General features: G+C 65.1%; 19 protein-coding genes. 9 read left to right on the plus strand and 10 right to left on the minus strand.

From position 1 onward, the window contains the following. Positions 1–64: 64 nt before the first annotated feature. The 4 genes from AC0QDI_RS24100 to AC0QDI_RS24115 all read right to left on the minus strand — a co-directional run bounded on the left by AC0QDI_RS24100 (position 65) and on the right by AC0QDI_RS24115 (position 3,844). Positions 65–898, minus strand: coding sequence for an MBL fold metallo-hydrolase (locus AC0QDI_RS24100; protein WP_474672567.1), 834 nt, complete (start codon positions 896–898; stop codon positions 65–67). Between the two features lie 133 nt (positions 899–1,031). Beyond that, positions 1,032–1,817: a DUF7344 domain-containing protein gene (locus AC0QDI_RS24105; protein WP_474672569.1), complete on the minus strand. Its 786-nt coding sequence runs from the start codon at positions 1,815–1,817 to the stop codon at positions 1,032–1,034. 248 nt (positions 1,818–2,065) lie between these two features. Continuing rightward, complete coding sequence (gene dph2, locus AC0QDI_RS24110; protein WP_474672571.1) at positions 2,066–3,115, minus strand: diphthamide biosynthesis enzyme Dph2; 1,050 nt, start codon at positions 3,113–3,115, stop codon at positions 2,066–2,068. A 138-nt stretch (positions 3,116–3,253) separates the two neighbouring features. After that, positions 3,254–3,844, minus strand: a complete 591-nt coding sequence (locus tag AC0QDI_RS24115) for a response regulator (protein ID WP_474672572.1) — start codon at positions 3,842–3,844, stop codon at positions 3,254–3,256. A gap of 297 nt (positions 3,845–4,141) precedes the next feature. On the opposite strand from AC0QDI_RS24115, the gene AC0QDI_RS24120 reads away from it, so the two are divergent. Both AC0QDI_RS24120 and AC0QDI_RS24125 read left to right on the plus strand, forming a co-directional pair. After that, on the plus strand, positions 4,142–5,062 hold the full coding sequence (locus tag AC0QDI_RS24120) for a cell division protein CdpA domain-containing protein (RefSeq protein ID WP_474672574.1): 921 nt from the start codon (positions 4,142–4,144) through the stop codon (positions 5,060–5,062). Positions 5,063–5,158: 96 nt separating this feature from the next. Next, positions 5,159–6,190: a disk-shape morphogenesis protein volactin gene (locus AC0QDI_RS24125; RefSeq protein WP_474672576.1), complete on the plus strand. Its 1,032-nt coding sequence runs from the start codon at positions 5,159–5,161 to the stop codon at positions 6,188–6,190. Between the two features lie 78 nt (positions 6,191–6,268). On the opposite strand, the gene AC0QDI_RS24130 is transcribed toward AC0QDI_RS24125, so the two are convergent. Next, on the minus strand, positions 6,269–6,451 hold the full coding sequence (locus AC0QDI_RS24130; RefSeq protein ID WP_474672578.1) for a hypothetical protein: 183 nt from the start codon (positions 6,449–6,451) through the stop codon (positions 6,269–6,271). Positions 6,452–6,637: 186 nt separating this feature from the next. Between AC0QDI_RS24130 and AC0QDI_RS24135 the strand changes: the two genes are divergently transcribed. Continuing rightward, a complete protein-coding gene (locus AC0QDI_RS24135; RefSeq protein WP_474672580.1) occupies positions 6,638–7,033 on the plus strand; it encodes a DUF7961 family protein in 396 nt (131 codons plus the stop codon). 9 nt (positions 7,034–7,042) lie between these two features. Next, positions 7,043–7,699, plus strand: a complete 657-nt coding sequence (locus AC0QDI_RS24140) for an METTL5 family protein (protein WP_474672582.1) — start codon at positions 7,043–7,045, stop codon at positions 7,697–7,699. 218 nt (positions 7,700–7,917) lie between these two features. Here AC0QDI_RS24140 and AC0QDI_RS24145 read toward each other — a convergent pair whose 3' ends face one another. Further along, positions 7,918–9,756: a rhomboid family intramembrane serine protease gene (locus tag AC0QDI_RS24145; RefSeq protein WP_474672584.1), complete on the minus strand. Its 1,839-nt coding sequence runs from the start codon at positions 9,754–9,756 to the stop codon at positions 7,918–7,920. 168 nt (positions 9,757–9,924) lie between these two features. On the opposite strand from AC0QDI_RS24145, the gene AC0QDI_RS24150 reads away from it, so the two are divergent. Then, positions 9,925–10,209 (plus strand): DNA-directed RNA polymerase subunit L, encoded by a 285-nt coding sequence (locus AC0QDI_RS24150; RefSeq protein ID WP_226041513.1) that lies wholly within the window; start codon positions 9,925–9,927, stop codon positions 10,207–10,209. A gap of 166 nt (positions 10,210–10,375) precedes the next feature. Here AC0QDI_RS24150 and AC0QDI_RS24155 read toward each other — a convergent pair whose 3' ends face one another. Next, positions 10,376–11,251, minus strand: coding sequence for a hypothetical protein (locus tag AC0QDI_RS24155; RefSeq protein ID WP_474672587.1), 876 nt, complete (start codon positions 11,249–11,251; stop codon positions 10,376–10,378). A 120-nt stretch (positions 11,252–11,371) separates the two neighbouring features. Further along, positions 11,372–12,187, minus strand: a complete 816-nt coding sequence (gene hisF, locus AC0QDI_RS24160) for an imidazole glycerol phosphate synthase subunit HisF (RefSeq protein ID WP_474672589.1) — start codon at positions 12,185–12,187, stop codon at positions 11,372–11,374. 204 nt (positions 12,188–12,391) lie between these two features. On the opposite strand from hisF, the gene AC0QDI_RS24165 reads away from it, so the two are divergent. Beyond that, on the plus strand, positions 12,392–12,574 hold the full coding sequence (locus AC0QDI_RS24165) for a DUF7550 family protein (RefSeq protein ID WP_474672591.1): 183 nt from the start codon (positions 12,392–12,394) through the stop codon (positions 12,572–12,574). A gap of 7 nt (positions 12,575–12,581) precedes the next feature. Here AC0QDI_RS24165 and AC0QDI_RS24170 read toward each other — a convergent pair whose 3' ends face one another. Together AC0QDI_RS24170 and AC0QDI_RS24175 are read right to left on the minus strand one after the other, a co-directional pair. Then, a complete protein-coding gene (locus AC0QDI_RS24170; RefSeq protein ID WP_098727151.1) occupies positions 12,582–12,803 on the minus strand; it encodes a ribbon-helix-helix domain-containing protein in 222 nt (73 codons plus the stop codon). A 164-nt stretch (positions 12,804–12,967) separates the two neighbouring features. Beyond that, positions 12,968–13,267: a hypothetical protein gene (locus AC0QDI_RS24175; protein ID WP_226041508.1), complete on the minus strand. Its 300-nt coding sequence runs from the start codon at positions 13,265–13,267 to the stop codon at positions 12,968–12,970. A 424-nt stretch (positions 13,268–13,691) separates the two neighbouring features. Between AC0QDI_RS24175 and AC0QDI_RS24180 the strand changes: the two genes are divergently transcribed. The 3 genes from AC0QDI_RS24180 (at position 13,692) to menD (ending at position 17,604) form a co-directional block, all read left to right on the plus strand. Next, the gene (locus tag AC0QDI_RS24180) at positions 13,692–14,288 is read left to right on the plus strand and encodes a sulfite oxidase-like oxidoreductase (RefSeq protein WP_474672593.1); all 597 of its coding nucleotides are present in this window, start codon (positions 13,692–13,694) and stop codon (positions 14,286–14,288) included. A gap of 93 nt (positions 14,289–14,381) precedes the next feature. Further along, a complete protein-coding gene (locus tag AC0QDI_RS24185; protein WP_474672595.1) occupies positions 14,382–15,725 on the plus strand; it encodes an isochorismate synthase in 1,344 nt (447 codons plus the stop codon). Positions 15,726–15,738: 13 nt separating this feature from the next. Next, positions 15,739–17,604 carry a 2-succinyl-5-enolpyruvyl-6-hydroxy-3-cyclohexene-1-carboxylic-acid synthase gene (menD, locus tag AC0QDI_RS24190; RefSeq protein ID WP_474672597.1) on the plus strand — a complete coding sequence of 622 codons (1,866 nt, stop codon included), beginning with the start codon at positions 15,739–15,741 and terminating at the stop codon, positions 17,602–17,604. Positions 17,605–17,692: the final 88 nt, after the last annotated feature.

Here is a 17,692-nt window from a genome sequence, read left to right on the forward strand (position 1 = left end):
CAACGTTACCATACCATTACTATAAAACGTGCGGACAGTCTGGGAGACCGTTCGCGATGGGAGCCTACAGGTCGATCCGGTCCCCGATCTCGACGATCTCGAGTCGTCGGGGGTGGTCGAAGCTCGCCGCGTGGTGGTGGAGCGCCGTCGGATCGGCGGTGAGCCCCTTCCACATGTCCCAGTGACTCGGCAGGAGTCGCTCGGTCTCGAGGGCGGCGCCACATTCGACGAGCTGATTCTCGTCGTTGTACCAGCGGGTTCGCTTCGGCTCGCGGGTCTGCTTGTCGGGGATCCGTCCGACGGTGCCGAACGCGAGCGCCGCGAGGTCGATGTCGTACTCGTCGCCGACCCGCTCGAACTCGTCGGTCGGTTTCGTGTCGCCGCCGTGGAAGAAGGTCCCGGCGTCGTGTTCGAACACGTAGCTCACGGGATGGGTCGCGTCGGGATCGTTCGCAGCCTCGACGTGAACCGTGAATTCGCCGATCTCGAGCGCCTCGCCTTCGGCGACCTCGATCAACTGGTCGTTCGTCACGTCCCACTCGTCCGTCCAGGACTCATCCTCGCGGGCGACTGCGACGCTGTCGTCGGGCGCGTAGAAGGTCGCGCCGGTGTTCTCGAGAATCGGTGCCTGACTCGGGCCGTGGACGTGGTCGGTGTGTTCGTGAGTCGCGAGGACCGCGTCGGCTTCGTCGACGGCCGCCGGATCGAACGGGACGGGGATCATGCGAACCGTCCGCGGCGGATCGCCCAGTCCGAGGTACGGGTCGATATAGATCGTCGTTCCCTCGCTGCCCTTGACGATAAATCCGTTACAGCCGAGATACCAGATCGCAACGCCCGTCGGGTTCGCCTCCTCGACGTCGCGAACGAGCCAGTCTCCCCAGTCGCTTTGAATCATACGCGAGAATGCGATAACTGACTGGGTAAGTGTTTTCGTCTCCGCTGACGGGGCGGCGGGATTGTGTCGACGAGGACAGCGCGGCGTGATTTGCCTGGGAGAGAGCGAGGGTGCGAACGGGTCCGGTCGCGGTCTATCGCGAAAACCGCTGGCGGCACCCCTCGCGCTGCGAGTCGGGCCCCTCGAGCGTGCGGACGTCCGTACCCGCCGCCGTATCGTCCGCAACTGCGTCGTCGGTCGTCGCGACGCCGTCTGCGGGCTGGATCCATTCGGCGCGAACGACGGGATGGCCCTCGTACGAGACGCGACCCGTCTCGTCGTCGGAGCCGATGAGCGCCGCGTCGGCCAGCAGGGGAAGGTGGACGTGTACGAGCGAGGCCTCGACCTCATCGACGCGGTCCCGGCAAACCTCCCGCCGGGCCGTCTCGGCTTCGCGAGCCGCGACGTCTCGAGCGAGCGTTTCGGTTCCGATGGGGCGATGCTGATCGCTCAGTACCGACAGGATCGTCCGCCGGCGTTCGTCGGCAAGCGCGCGGAACACCGCATCGAGCGTCTCCAGATCGGCGTCGTGGTGTCCCGAAACGATCCGCTCGAGAGTGGGGTCGTCGACGGCCGAATGCTCGGTCGAAACGACCGCCCCGTCGTCGGTTTCCGCGAGACAGCCGGCGTCCACGAGTTGCGGCACGAGGCGGTGGTGAAGCTCGACGAGCGCCCGCTGGTGGTCGCCCTCGGAGACCGCAGCGAGACGGGTATCCGAGATTACTGCGGCGAGCCTGAACGCAAGATCGTTTTTCTCGATTCCAGCGGGCGATCGCTCCTGGGTGATTCCGAGAACAGCCCGCCGTGAGGCGTCGGCGAGGGTGTCAAAGCCTTCGTCGCGAGCAGCGACGGTGGACCCGCTCGGAGCTGAGTTACTCATTGACTACTCGTCGGTGACTAGCGTGCAAAAGAACTGCTCCAAACTGGTTTGGAATCAGCAGGTCATTACGATTGTTTAGCACAATATTCAACTATATATGATAGTTGTAAGGAGGACGTAGTGTGCAATTTCGGTAAAGCCGAAGAACATATTTTTCTAGCGGATTGTACTCGCGGAGTACCCGACCGAGTAGTACCGATCGCCGAGGCTGCGAGCGTGAGAAGTGCCAAAATGGCTCGACTATCGCGCTACCAGGTACCGTGGAACGTGTCGAACGAGAGGCTATCGAGCGGTTCGTCGCCGACGGCGATCCGGTACTCGCCCGGAGTGAGCATCGGCTTGTGGAACTGCGGGCCGTCGTCGGTCGTGATTCGCGGACAGCCGGTGTTGACGAACGCGTCCATGTCGAAGTTTCGCAGGCGATCCGGCGTGACCTCGTCCATCGTGATGAGGTAGGCGTTGTCGTTGTCGTCGATGATCTCTTGGGCCATCTCCCAGCGCCCCTGGCCGATCTTGGTACAGAAGATGACGCCCCACTTCTCGGCGTCCATCGCCCGGTGGATCGCGCCGTAGCGCTGTTTCATGAACTTCTCCGTGTCCGCTACGGTGACGACGTTGTTGACCGGGTCCGCGATGACGACGTGCTTGTCGGGGTGCTCCATCGCCAGTCCGAGTGGGTGGAACTTCCCGCCGCCGACGTAGAGGACTTGATCCGCTGGCACGTCCGCGCTCGCGTAGTTGCACCCGAGCACCTGCCCCTCGTTGGTCAGGCGCTCGTCGCCGCGACGGCTCTGGACCTCGTAACCGCGTTCCTCGAGGAATTCCGTCATCTCCTCGTAGCGGTTCATGTGCTGGGCCGTCGTGACGAGGCCGACGCCCTCGGTCTCCTCGGGCGGCTCGAGTGTGTCCAGCGACTCTTCCATGATCGGCGTGACCTCGACGTTCGAGAACAGCGGAACGTAGATCACCTTGTCCGTGTCCTTCATCGGCGAGTGGCCGAAGTGGACGAACACGTCCGTCCGCTTCATCAGGTACGTATCGAGATCGCAGGCGCCGTAACAGGGCTGGCCCGACAGCATGAACGTCACGTCGTCGTCGGCCAGCGCACGGAGGTCGTCGGCGACGGCCGGCCCGCGTCGCTTCAACCCCTCGGGGAACTGCAATCCGACCTTTTTGGCGTCGCGCTCCTCGATCGCATCGACGATCTCCTCGAGTTCGTAGTCCCACTCGCGATCGTGCTTGAGACTCATCCCCGTGTTCCGAAGGTCCCCTTCGGTATACTCCGACTCCTGACTCATTGGCCGTTCTAACGGCCACGGACGTATATACTGCACGCTGTACCGAGAGGACCGAATTCGGCGGGTATAACGGCGAAAGCGGCCACGTGGATCGACGCCGAAAATCCGCGTCCGCCCGATCGATTCGCCGAGTGCCGATCAGGGATGCTCGCTCGCACGGTGTGACTCGGTCGACGTCCCCAACTCGCAGGTCGCGAACTCGGCTCGAAAATCGTCGCCGTCGAAGGTCGCCACCACATCGTCTAACGCCGTGAACACCTCGTCGAGTCGTTGCTGGAGCGTTTCGTACTCCTCGCCTGCCACAACGTCGTCCCGGCTTTCGAGCGCGCCGCGTTCGGCCGCGAGCGTCAGACACTCGTCCAGGAGCTCGTCGTACCGAGCGTGACGAAGCAGTCGATCGACGGTCTCGAGAAGCGCCGCTCGCTCGAGGGGTTTTTCGAGGGCGTCACCGGCAGTCGAGTGGACCGCCGCTCCGCGCTCGTCGTTCGAGAGGATCGCCATGGTCTGTGCCGTCGCTCGCCGTTCGATCTCGGCTGCGACGACGGTTCCGGATGCCGTCCGGAGTTCGCGGTCGACTAACACTGCGTCCGTGTCCCCGAGGAGCGACAACAACTCGTCGCCGTTCGTCGCCGTCTCGACCCGGTAGCGATCCTCGAGCCACGATCGCACCTGAGCGACGACGGACGGATCGTCGTCCGCCACGAGAACGGTGTTCGTATCACCAACCATAATTCGAGATGGTAGTACTTCACGACCCGACCAATATCAAACTATGGACTGATTCGTCGTCGATTACACGTTCTGGAGCGGCCGACTCGTCGGACCCGTCGGGACCGTGGGATCGAAAAGCGGGCGCACCTCGAGTCGGACCGACGCATCTCGAGTCGGATCGCAACGACACGTCGAACCGACTCACACCGTCTCGGCCGCGGAAACGACGGGCGGATGTCTAGCCGGTTTTCGGTTCGGTGCTCGGTTCGTTTCCCGTCCCAACAGTCATAGTACTGGAGCGTAAACGGTGGGTTAATGGCAGCGGAACAGGTCCCAGACGGGTATCTCTTCGACCTCTATCGTCGATACATCGGTGAACCGGAAGATCGAACCGACGTCTACGTCGGATTCGGGGTGTTCCTGGGCGGCATCGGACTGGCAGTCGTCGCGCTGTTGCTCTTCCTCTGGGGGAACACGTTCGAGGCGCGATCCGCCGGCTACTTCTCGTGGGTGGGTCCCGCGTACGCGCTCGCGATGATGGCGCTTCCGGTCGTAATGCTCGGGATCGTTACGCTCCTTCCGTCGGAACGGCGGATGTTGTACGCGTCGATCGGCGGCGTGGCGATCACCGTCGCCGCGGTCGCCGGCTTCCTCTTCGCCTATCCGAAGGACTGGAACAACTACGGAGCCGATTACACCGTTCAGGTCGTCGCAGTGTACGCCGTCGGCCTCGCCGGCATCACCGCCTCGACGGGAGCGGCACTGATCGCCCACTACCTCGATATGGCACAGCAAGCGAAGGCGGTGGTGACCGACGAGGAGGTCGACGACGAGCCCGAACTGACCGACGCGGAGATCCAACAGGATATCGACGACGCGATGGAGGGCGTCGAACTCTCGTGGGGCGGCGTTCAGAAGACCGAACACAAGCGCCTGAACTTCTCGAGCGACACCCTCGACGACGTCAGCATCGATTCCGACGCCGGCACCACGACCACCCGATCGACGGGCGTCGACTCGCAGGTCGCCGGTCTCAAGGGGCTGAAAGGAGGCGAGACGAAGGAGACCACCTCGAGTTCGACGGTCGACGACCAGACGGCGAAACTCAAAGAGCTTCGGGAGCAACAGCGGGCCGAAGAGTTGGCGACGGCCGACGACGACAGCGCGGTCGCGACGGTGACGAAACCGTTCTCGAATCTGCTCGATCGCTTCCGAAACCTGGTAAAGCGGAATTAAGACGGGGCTACGGAAAGAAATAGCGTCTTATATCGTAGTATCAGTTCCGAAAGTTTCGCACATAGATTTATAATCCGTCAGTGGCCTTCCCAACACATGGCTAAAGGCCTGGACGTCGGAACGATGAACATCCTGTCAGCACAGCAGGATGGGAACGACACGGTTTTCGTGCAACAGCGTAACTCCTTCGTAGAAATCGAGTACTCGGATATGGCCGAGCAGATGCTCTCGCGAAGCGAAGTCCTCCACATTCGCAAGGACGACAAGGTCTACGTCGTCGGCGACGACGCGCTTAACTTCGCGAACATCTTCAACAAGGAGACCCGCCGACCGATGAAACACGGGATCCTCTCGAACGACGAGCAGAGCGCGATCCCGATGATGAAGCTCATCATCGAGCAGGTCGTCGGCGAGCCCGCGTATCCGGACGAGAAGCTCTACTTCTCGTCCCCGGCGGATCCGATCGACTCCGACCTCTCGACGCTCTACCACCAGAAGACGATCGAGTCCTTCCTCGACGACATGGGGTACGACTCCGAACCGATCAACGAGGGGATGTCCGTCATCTACAGCGAACTCGCGGACAACAACTTCACCGGTCTCGGCATCTCGTTCGGCGCCGGGATGACGAACGTCTGTCTCTCCTACTACGCGGTGCCGGTCATGAAGTTCTCCGTCGCCCGCGGCGGCGACTGGGTCGACGAGCAGGCCGCCCGCGCGACGGGGACGCCCGTCGACAAGGTCACCTCCATCAAGGAAGACGACTTCGAACTCGACTTCACCACCGACGTCGGCGGCGTCGAGGGGGCGCTCTCGATTTACTACGAGAACCTGCTCGACTACGTCATCGAGAACATCGTCACGGAAGTCGACGAGGAAGACGTCGAGGAAGGACTCGACGTCCCCGTCGTCGTCACCGGCGGCACCTCGAGCCCCAGCGGCTTCGAGGCCCTGTTCAAAGACCACCTGGACGAAGCGAACATTCCGTTCTCGATCAGTGATGTCACGCACGCGAACGAACCGCTGTACAGCGTGGCACGCGGTGGCCTCGTCGCGGCTCGCTCCGACGAGGACATCGATCACGAGGAGGAAGCAGAGGACGCCGAAGCGGCCGCCGCAAACGAGTAGCTCGTCGGTTCCGCGGATCGAGATTTTTCTGGAGCGGTATTCGTTCGGCCTCGAGCACCGCGAAGCGACGGTTCGCGTTCAGCTGTCGGCCGACTCCTCGTAGAATCGATTGAACGCGTCTCGCCAGGACTCGACGTCCTCCCCGGTCGGTTGGTGTTCGACGGGAATGTCCGCGAACCCACACCGGGAACACGAGATCGTCGTCACGTCGCCGAGCGAGAGTTCTTCGATGGCCCCCCCACACCGTGGACACTCGTCCATACCTGTAACTTTCACGGGATGTTCTTAACTCTATTCGATTTTGTCATGAATCCGACCGTTCGGATTCGAGCGAGGGGATCGTCCCGCTATCGAGGACGACGTCACGATCGGTGAGACGTCGAACGGACTGTATTACTACAGCGTATTCAACAATCTTTTTGTATGCAAGCCATGTATGGTCGAGCAATGAGTACGACATTATCAGCCGAGTCGGCGATCGACCGGTGTCAGCCGGCCGATGCCACTCCCGTCGCCCTCGAGGCGACCGCGCTCGAGTCGACCGCCCCCGAGTACCTCCGCGAGCTCAAGCGCGAGCTAACCGCGGACGGACTGGTCCCCGCCGAGTTGATCGTCGCGGCGTGTTTCGACGAGGACTGTTCGCTCGCGACGCAAGCGGAGGTCGATCGCATCCGGGGCTACGTGCGCGCCGGCTCCTTCCTCGGCGTCGGAACCGTGACCGTCACGGTCGACGACGTCGCGGACCCCGCGAAGGTCCGCCCAGCGCTGGCGGCCTGTGCCGAACGGGCCGACCGCGAGGGGCTCGCGTTCGATCTCGAGGGACCGATTTCGGTCGAGCACTGACCGGCGGGGATGTCCGGTCCGTCTCGGCGTACGATCGCCCGTCGACTCGAGTCGATCGAGGACTTTTCCGAGCCCTCGGCGCGATTAGAACAGTATCTGACGCCGGCGGAGCTGGCCGCCCATCTCTGCCATCTGGCGGGGTTGCAGGGAGATCTCGAGGGGCAGGTCGTCGATCTCGGCACCGGGACGGGAATGCTCGCGATCGCTGCGTCGCTCGCCGGTGCCGACCGGGTCGCGGGGATCGATCTGGATGCCGGGGCGCTCGAGATCGCTCGGCGGAACGAGCGGGCGATTGCGGGCGGTGGCGGTGATGGTGGCAGCCGAGATCAGCCGATCGAGTGGCTCCGCAGCGACGTCTCGCGCCATCCGTTTTCGCTCGCCGACGCCACTGTGCTCTCGAACCCCCCCTTCGGTGCACAGCGCGGGAACCGACACGCGGATCGGGCGTTCCTCGAGACGGCCCGCGAGATCGGAGCCGTCTCCTATACGATCCACAACGAGGGGAGTCAGACGTTCGTCGAATCGTTCGCCGACGACGAGGGCGGAACGGTAACGCACGCGTTCCGGGCCGAGTTCCCGATTCCGAACCAATTCGAGTTTCACACTGCGGCACAGGAGACGCTCGAGGCCGAGGTCTTTCGTATCGAGTGGTCGTCTCATAAGTGACGGAAGCCGGATCGATTCCGGCAGTCTCGAGCGGTTCTCAGTGCCTCGGGCGTTTTGCTACCACTGGCAACACGGAATTTCCACACCCTCCCCAGCCGATTCGCTCGTTTCACTCGCTCATCCCTCGCACAGGTCATCGACCGCCCTCGTTTTCACTTCGGTCGGTCGACAGCGCGCGCCACCGCACAGTGGTTCCCGGTGCAGAGAGAAATCGAAGATCAGTAGCCGTTGTACGTCTCCTGACTCGCGACCGCAACTCGCGTCCCGTCGGCGGCCGCGTAGATCGTCTCGTTTTCGCGTTCGAAGGTGAGTCCGCCGGCCGTTACCGCTCCGTTTTCGTCGGGAAACGGCGTCGTCGCGACGGCACCGGCCTCGCTCGAGTTAACCGCGAGGACGAACGTCCCGTCGTCGGAGCCGACGGTCACGTTTCGGCCGGCGATCTGCGCTTCGGCCCGGGAGGCGTTGGATTCGTGTGCGAGCCGTCGGTCCGCGCCGTCTTCCCACAGCCAGACCTGATAGACGACGTCGTTGCCGACCGGTTCCCAGCCGGTACGTTCGACGTGGACCGCCTCGCGCCAGCCGGGGCCGCCGACGTAGACCGTCTCCTCGCCGGTAAAGGCGAGCCGCTGGGCGCTGACCGCCTCGAGCCAGATCTCGCGCCGGTCGCTGGCGACGATCACCCCGCTGGACTCGAGGCCCTCGTCGTCCTCGAGGGCCTCGATACCGATCCCGGTGACCAGCCCGTTGGGAACGTCCTCGGCGTACTCGACGGTGTAATCCTCGATCTGGACGGCCGCGTCCGAGGACGCGGTCGACTCGTCGACGACGAGGAAGTTCGCGGGGATGGCCATCCCGGCGACGATCGCGAGGACGCCGATAACCGTCAGGAACGCGGCCCCCTTGCGGGTCAGATCCGAGAGGCGTCCGGACTCGGGGTGCGGTCTATTTGCGCCGAGGATTTCGCGGACGCGATCGACGTGGCCCGTGACGATGCCGTCACTGCGGCCACCGCCGGCCAGCTCGAGCGAGCGAGCGAGCGGCCGCTCGGCGTCACCGACGGCTCCCGCAGTTCGGTCCGCCGAGCGAGCGAACAGCTGCCGAACCCGCGGTGGGAGGAGGGGACGCTCGGACGCGGTCATCGAGAGCGTGACCACCAGGGCGAGCACCGAGACGATCGCGACGCCCGGCCCCTGGAAGAGCACGAAGGTGTTCTCGGCTCCGTACCAGTAGATCGCCCACAGCCCCTTCGAGAACCCGAACAACAGGACGGCGAGCCAGAGCCGAAGCGGGTTCGGGCGGACGCCCCGCCGCTCGAGGAGGACGATGCCGAGGACGAACCCGATAAAGAGCCCGAGCGCGTGCCCCTGGATGGCGATGCCGGCCCAGGACGGCGCGGACGGCGGGCTCGGCTGGGCGGTGTAGACGCTGATCGGATTCTGCAGCGCGTAGTAGAGCCGCAGGACGACGCTCTGGACGCCGAGCGTCCCGACGATGGTCACGATCGGGTAGTGGACGATCGCGAACCCGGCGAGGGCGAAGACGACCCCCGAGAAGCCGATCACGGGGCCGAGCGCGAACAGGCTCGTCAGCAATCCGACCCCGACGACGGCCAGCGGGAAGAGCACGAACGCCCGTATCCGCGGGTTCGCGCGCCACGAGTCGGATCGCTTCGGCTCTCGATCGTCCGGATAGTGGCCCCAGGCGTATTCGGCGAGCGGCGCGACGACGACCGTCCCGGCGAGGTTGCCGATGAGATGACCGGGACCCGCGTGGGAAAACGCCGCGGTCGCCATTCCGAGCGGATAGAAGTACGACCACGTGCGGAAGGGGATCGTCACGGGATCGTCGAAATCCGCGATCCCGCTCTGGACGAACAGGTAGACGCCGACGACGAACGCGATCACCACGAGCGACCCCCACGGAACGCCGTACACGAGCCGCTCCCGAGCCACGTCTCGCCAGCGCCGCGCCGGCCGGTGGACCCGTCTGACGACCGCGATCGACCCGACCAGCGACGCGGTGACGGCGACCGCAAGCAGGGCCGCGAGCAAGCGCATATGCCGTGGTTCGAACGGGGCCGTATAGTGGTTTACCATCAGGACCGTCGTCAGCCGTCCGGCTCGAGCCGCGTCCCCCTCGCGCAACTGTCCCGGTGACGGTCGCGGCGAACCGCGACGAGCGTCGGCTTCGAAAGGTACAAGCGGCCGACGACCGGACTACTCGCCATGGAACTGCGGGTCACCGAGAGCACGGAGAACGAACTGTCCATCGAGATCGCCGGCGAGGACCACACCTTCATGAACGTGCTCAAAGGCGCACTGCTCGAGCACGACGATGTCAGCGCAGCGACTTACGACGTCAATCCCGAACAGTCGGGCGGCCAGACCGAGCCGATCCTGACGATCAAGACCGAGGGCGGCGCGGATCCGCTCGAGGCGCTCGAGGAGGGGGCCGTGACCGTCCGCGAGAAAGCGAATTCGTTCCGCGACGCGTTCGAAGCCGCGGCCTGAACCGACACGACGACCGCAGTCGCAGTCATCGCGATCGGACGGCACTCGATTCGTACTGGAATTCGTCTCCCGTATTGCTCTTCTACTCGAGTCGCTTCTCGAGGGGTTCGTGCGACCGGTCGGGGAGCTGATCGCGCGACCGACCGATCCGAGTGAAACGCGCAACTCAACACGCGGCGTAGAAGACGAAGATATCCCCGTCGGGCGCGCTGTGAACGTCGAATCCTTCGGCGTCGAAGCCGGTCACTACGTCGTCGCCGTACTCCGCGAGGAGTTCCTCGGCGATAGCGTCCCCGAACGCTGACTCGTCGCTGTAGTTTTGAACGGATACCTCGGCGAGAGTCAGGCGTCCACTGACGACCCGCGAGTCACCGCAACCGTGACCGAACTCGTCGGGGTCTACGGCCTCGGGCTCCCGACCGTCGAACTCCATCGCGACGAGCCCGCGGTTCTGATACTCCGCGTACGCCGCGAGCCCGTCGTCGTGCGTTCGCGACGCCGACGGCTCCCGTTCGTCCTCGAGCCGCTCGTGAATCTCTCCTTCCGTCGCCTCGAGATCGATTCCGGCGGCCTCGGTTCCCTCACCCGGTGCGTCCGGCGGCGACGGCGGCCCGATACCCGGTAGTATCGACGGGGAGATCACGCCCGTCGCGAACAGCGCGACGATGACCCCGATCACGACGAGGATCGGTAGATACGGTTTCGCGACCGCGAACCAGCTCGGGGTGGTTAGCTCGCGCTCGAGCCCCTCGTAAGTTTGCTCGACCCGCTCGAGATCCGGGTTGCCACAGCGGGAACACGGCGGCGTGTTCCGGACGTGCTCCCGGCCGCAGTTCGGACAGGCCCAGACGTAGTCGGGGCCGGTGTCGACGGTTCCGGATTCCGTCAGTTCGGCATCGGAGTCGACGCCGCTCTCGGTCCCGCTCTGGCTTCCATCGTCGACGCGGACGACCGCCTTCTCGAAGGTGTTGTGACCGCAGGCATCACAGGGTGGGTCGTTTTCCGCGTGCGGTTTGCCACACCGCGTACACCGCCATTTCACTGGTCGAAAAGCGGGACCGCGGCGAAATAAACGTATTGGAAGGGCGACGGAACGCTCGCCGATTCTCGGACGACTCGTACTAAGCAGTGACTTCAGCGGTGAACGGAGATGCCGTGAATTTCAGAGACGAACGGGGACGCCGTGTTCGTCGAGGTAGGCCTTCGTCTCCTCGATCGAGTACTCGTCGAAGTGGAAGATCGACGCCGCGAGTCCCGCGTCCGCACCGGCCTCGGTGAACACGTCGTACATGTCCTCGGGACCGCCACAGCCCGAAGAGGCGATAACCGGCGTGTCCACGGTCTCGCTGACGGCAGTCGTCAGCGGCAGGTCGTAGCCGTCCTTGGTGCCGTCCTTGTCGATCGAGTTGACGAATAGCTCGCCGGCGCCGCGCGATTCGGCTTCTGCGGCCCACTCGAGGACGTCGATCCCGGTCCCCTCGCGCCCGCCTTTCTTCGTACACTCGAACCAGCAGGATTCGCCGTCGATCTCGACGTAGTGTTCGCCCCCCTCGTCGAACCGCCGCCTGGCGTCGACGCTGATGACGATACACTGGTTGCCGAACGCTCTCGCGCCCTCGTTGATGAGTTCGGGCCGCTCGAGCGCGCCGGTGGTGATCGAGACCTTGTCCGCGCCGGCCCGGAGCGTTTCCTTGATATCATCGGTGGTACGGATGCCGCCGCCGACCGTGAGGGGAATGAAGACCTCGTCGGCGACGCGCTCGACGACGTCGAGCATCGTCTCGCGGCCCTCGGCGGAGGCGGTGATGTCGAGGAAGACGAACTCGTCCGCACCCGCGCGATTGTACGCGCGGGCCATCTCGACCGGATCGCCGGTGTATTTCAGATCCTCGAAGTTGACGCCGGTGTAGACCGCCGGGTTCCCGTCGTCGTCGAGGTCCACGTCGATACACGGGATGACTCGCTTGGTCAGGACCATGTGGTAACTACCGTACGATTCGCGCTCCGGGTAGTAAAGGGGTCTGGATCGATCGCGCGCGATGACGCGCTGTCGGGCCGGTCGATCCCGGTCACCGACTCGAGGGACGGGTCCGGACTTCTGCCCCAGACGACCGGCCGCCGGCTCCCACCGCGGACGATCGGTGTAGGTGTCCTTAAGTGATCGAGTCGAGAAGGGACGCGTATGGCAGACGACACCGAACCCCCCGAGAATGACGATTCGGGCGCCGACGTCGGTCACGATCTCGACGCCGACCGGACGACCGCACCGATGAGCGATTACTCGTCCCGAGCCGTCTTCATCGGTGCTCTCGTCGCACTGGTCGGCGCAGCGATCGCCTTCGGAATTCCGTTGCTCGCGGTCTGAATATACGCTAGAAGACGTACTCGTCGTCGTGGCCCATCATGCCGTCGTCTTCGAATCCGGTTCCTGCGCCCTCGTCTTCGTCCGAGGGTCCACTGGTCTTGTATGCCTTGATGCCCGTCGAAAGGAGGTCCTCGATCGCCTCCTCGCGGTTGACGAACTCGCCGCGTTCGACCATCTGGGCGATCTGCATCTCGAGGTGCTCCGGTATGGTGATCTCTACTTTCGGCATCTGATTCGGCTTTCGGCGAGGGGGTATTTAGGTTTGACGGGGAGTCCACATCGCTCGGAAGCAAACGATCCGTCTCCCCGGAACGATAGTCCCGATAAAGGAATGCCGAAGCCGTCGCGCGGGGTACGGACGGGGCGGGAGTCGGCGTCGCTGGTTGGGTCGCCCTAGCGATTGCCCATCATCGAATCGAACGCGTTTTTCAGTTTGGTCCCCGGCTGGGTCAGCGTCTCGAGTTGCTGGCTCATCTTCCGCTGGTTGAAGTAACTCGCGAACGCGAGGATCGTCGGCGGCCAGAGGCCGACGAACGCGCCGAGCTGGCGCTTTCCGCGGAAGAAGAAGTAGTACAGCGAGAGGCCGACCGACGCGGCCGACGCGACGACCGCGGGGCCCATCGCCTGTTGGCCGATCTCTTCTGGTTCCTGTCCGGACAGTTCCCGTTCCGTTAGCTGTTGTTTGCTCGCCATGCATTGATAGCCGTCGCCGAGACCGTACTAAGGGATGACGAGGGTTTCGACGGTAACCCCCGAGTTGCATCCGTAGTCGTATCGTTTCGACCAGTTGTCGTCCCGGTCCCCGCTTGCCAATTTGGGATTGCTCCGGGGCGACCGTCTCGGTCGCGGCGGGACTCGTGTCTCAGTGTCCATCCGGGACTCTCGTGCCAGGGACTCGAGTCAGAGCTACCGATCGGACCGAATCGAACGCGATGCCCATTCGGAGTGCTGTCGGTCAGTTTCGGCGCACCCGCGACCTGCAGGCGGGTCCACCGAGACGCGGATACGACAGACCGTCTCAGGTAACAGGTAAAGCAGACCGTATCGGGCAACAGGTAGAGCAGCCCGTCTCAGGTGATGGCGTCAGATCTACGTCTATCGGGGCGCACGAACGAGTATGGATCCGACGGACGCGACTGACATCTATCAGGAGTTCGGCGACGATCGACTGCCGCCGGGACAGCGCGAGACGTCCGCGTTTCCCGTTCTCTCGAAGAGTAGTACCCCCGACTGGGATCCCGAGACGTGGGAGTTCACCGTCACCGGCGCGGTCGACGAGGAACTGACGTTTTCGTGGGACGAGTTTCGAGCGTTACCGACGGTCACGCAACGGCAGGATTTTCACTGCGTGACCGGCTGGAGTAAGTTCGACTGCGAGTTCACCGGCGTTTCGTTCCCCGAGATCGCCGCCCGAGCCGGTGTCCACGACGACGCGGTCCACGTCATGTTCTCGGCGCTGGACGATTACACGACCGATCTCCCGCTCGAGGACTGCATGCGCGATGAGGTCTTGTTCACGTGGGCGTTCGACGGCGAATCGCTCCCCGACGATCACGGCGGCCCGCTCCGGGTGGTTACGCCCCACAAGTACGCCTACAAGGGCGCGAAGTGGGTCGACGGCGTCGAATTCCTCACGGAGCCCCAGCGCGGATACTGGGAGCGCCGGGGGTACTCCCGGACCGCGGACCCGTGGCAAGAAGAGCGGTACAGCTAGCGTCGCTTCCGTCGCGAACTTCGAAGGGGACTCGTTTCGCGATCGGTCGGCAAATAGTTAGGCTGAAGGCGGGGCGGTCCCGACGTGGTGTCGATGGATCGATCGTCGGGCGAGGGTCGACTGGCTGGTGGGACCGAGTCGGCGGACGGCGCCGTCGAACTCGTCAGCCGCAGTCGCGACCTGGGAAGTGTTTCCGTCAGTTCTATTCTCGACGGGAACGTAGATTCGCGCATCCAGTGGGCCGATCCCGACGGTCTGGAACTCGTCGGTCGAGGTGTCGCCGTTCGGTTTCGCGCGGACGGTGCCGACAGGTTCGATCGAATTCGATCGCAGGCGAGCCGAGCGTTCGACCGGCTCACGCACGACGGGCCCGCGGCGGCCCGACCGCGGGCGTTCGGCGGATTCTCGTTTCACGACGGCCACGAGTCGGCCGCCCCCTGGACCGGCTTCGACGCCGCCTCGTTCGTCGTTCCGCAGGTCCTCGTGACCCGCACGGACGACGAGACGTGGTTGACGGCCGTCGGAAGTCGAGCCGACGAGGTCGAGGACCGCCTCGAGCGCTGGCACGACCGCCTGACCGCCCTACCGAGGATGCGACCGAGCGTTTCGCCACCCGGCGTCGCCGGAACGCGGCGCACCACCTCGCCGGCGGAGTGGACCGCGCAGGTCGAAACCGCCCTCGAGCGAATCGCTGCGGGACGGCTCGGAAAAGTCGTCCTCGCGCAGGCCCTTTCGGTCGACCTCGAGGGGCCGATCGACGTTCCCGCGACGCTCGAGCGGTTGGGTCGCCAGTACCCCAACTGTTACCGATTTCTGGTCGGTCACGACGTCGGCGGCACGTTCTTCGGTGCGCCGCCGGAGCGTCTCGTTTCGAAACGCGGCGACCGCGTCGAGACGGAGGCGCTGGCCGGCTCGGTCCCCCGAGGCGAGACGCCGGCCGAAGACGAAACGCACGTCGAACGGATGCGGGCCGACGCGAAGTTCCAGCACGAACACGGGCTCGTCGTCGACGCGATCCGCGAACAGCTCGCTCCGTTCACGCGAGAGCTCACCGTCCGCGAGCAGACGATTCGTCGATTGGCGACCATCCAGCACCTGCAGACGCCGATCGAGGCGACGCTCGAGGGCGATCGTCACGTTCTCGAGATCGTCGAGGCGCTTCACCCGACGCCCGCGGTCGGCGGCGTTCCGCCCGACGCGGCCTGGGAGACGATCCGCGACGCGGAGCCGTTCGACCGGGGCTGGTACGCCGCGCCGGTCGGCTGGTTCGACGCCGCCGGCGACGGCGAGTTCGCGGTCGCGCTTCGCTCCGGCGTCGCGAGCGACGAGACGGTGACGCTGTTCGCGGGGAACGGAATCGTCGCCGACAGCGATCCCGATGACGAGTGGGACGAAGTACAGCTGAAGTTCCGGCCGATCCTCGACGAATTACGGTAGTACCTGTACCACAATGACCGCACCCAATCGCGCGACCCTCTGGGGTCGCGTCCTCGCCGACGAACTCGCAAAGAGCGGCCTCGAGGCCGTCTGTCTCGCGCCCGGCAGTCGATCGACGCCGCTGACGGTCGCCTTCGCCGAGCACCCCGCTATCGACGTCTACTCGCACGTGGACGAGCGCTCGGCGGCCTACTTCGCGCTCGGCCGCGCACGGCGGACCGGCGAGCCGACGGCGCTCGTCTGTACCTCGGGAACGGCGGCCGCGAACTTCCACCCGGCCGTGATGGAGGCCGATCGGGCGCGCGTCCCGCTGCTCGTCCTGACGGCCGACCGCCCCCACGAACTCCGGGATAGCGGGGCGAACCAGACGGTCGATCAGGTCAAACTGTACGGCGACGCGATCCGCTGGTACGCGGAGCTTCCGGATCCCGAGGCCGACGAGCGCAAAGTTCGGAGCCTCCGGACGACCGCCGCTCGAGCGCTCGCCGAAACGACCGGCGTCTCGCCGGGTCCGGTTCACCTCAACTGTCCGTTCCGAAAGCCCCTCGAGCCGATCGACGTGCCCGGTGACGTCCCGGAGTCGTTCGCCGAGACGCCGGCTGGAACGGGACGAGACGGACCGTTCGTCGAAACGACCGGCGGGACGCGAACGCTCGCGGCCGACGACCACCGACGGCTGCTGGGTGCGCTCGAGGCGGCCGATCGGCCGCTGTTCGTCGCGGGACCCGCCGATCCGGCCGATCTCGCCGACCTCGAGCCCGCAGCGGTCACCGACCTCGCCGACCGGTTCGGTGCGCCACTCCTCGCGGATCCGCTCTCGGGGCTTCGGTTCGGCCCGCACGTCGGGTCGACGGGCGGAGATGAGAACGGCGAGGGGCAGAGCTCGATCTACGGCGGCTACGACGCCTACGTCGACGAGTTGCCGTCTCCGGACGTCGTCCTCCGGTTCGGGGCCTCCCCGACGTCGAAACCGCTTCGACACTGGCTTCGGGACGCCGACGCCCGGCAGTTCCTGATCGATCCCGCGGGCGCGTGGCGCGAGGCGACGTTCACCGCGACGGACCTGCTGGCGGCCGATCCCGGGGCCGTCGTCGACGGGCTGCTCGAGACGGTCGCGGAACGCACCGAGGGCGAGCACACCGATTCGGCGACGAGCGCGACGGTCGACCGCGACTGGCGCGTCCGGTTCAATATTGCCGAACGCCGCCACTGGGAGATCCGAGACGAGGCGCTGACCGCGAGCGCGCTCGAGTCGGCGCCGTTCGAGGGCGCGATCCTCGCGTCCGTCTTTTCGAACGCGCCGGACCCGGCGACGGTCTTCGTCTCGAACAGCATGCCGATCCGGGACGCCGACCGGTTCGGCCGGCCGCGAGCGGCCGACCTGACGGTGCTCGGGAACCGCGGCGCGAGCGGGATCGACGGGATCACGAGCACGGCGCTCGGTGCCGGCAGCGCGACCGACGATCCGCTCGTGCTCGTCACCGGCGATCTCGCCTTCTATCACGATTCGAACGGATTGCTCGCGGTCGATCGCTGCGACGTGGACGCGACGATCGTGCTGCTGGACAACGACGGCGGCGGTATCTTCCACAAACTCCCGATCGAGGAGTTCGATCCCCCCTTCACGCGGCAGTTCAAAACGCCCCACGACCTCGAGTTCGACGCGCTCTGCGAAACGTACGGCCTCGAGTTCGAGCGCGTGGCTCCCGCGGACTTCGCGGCCGCCTACCGCCGATCGATCGAGGCCGCGGGGACGCAGGTACTCGCGGTCGAATTCGATTCCGACGCGAACCACCGGCGGCGCGACGCGCTCGCGGAGCGGGTTACGGACGCGGTCGCGAGCGCGCTCGAGGGGGACGCTATCGACGGTTCGGACTGATTTCGGGCCTCGTTCTCACCTAGTACCGGCATGCGGTGGCGCGCGCTATCGCTCGTCCGAACGATAGTGAGGACGATCGATGACATTG

This window comes from Natrinema sp. LJW11 (assembly GCF_056135975.1).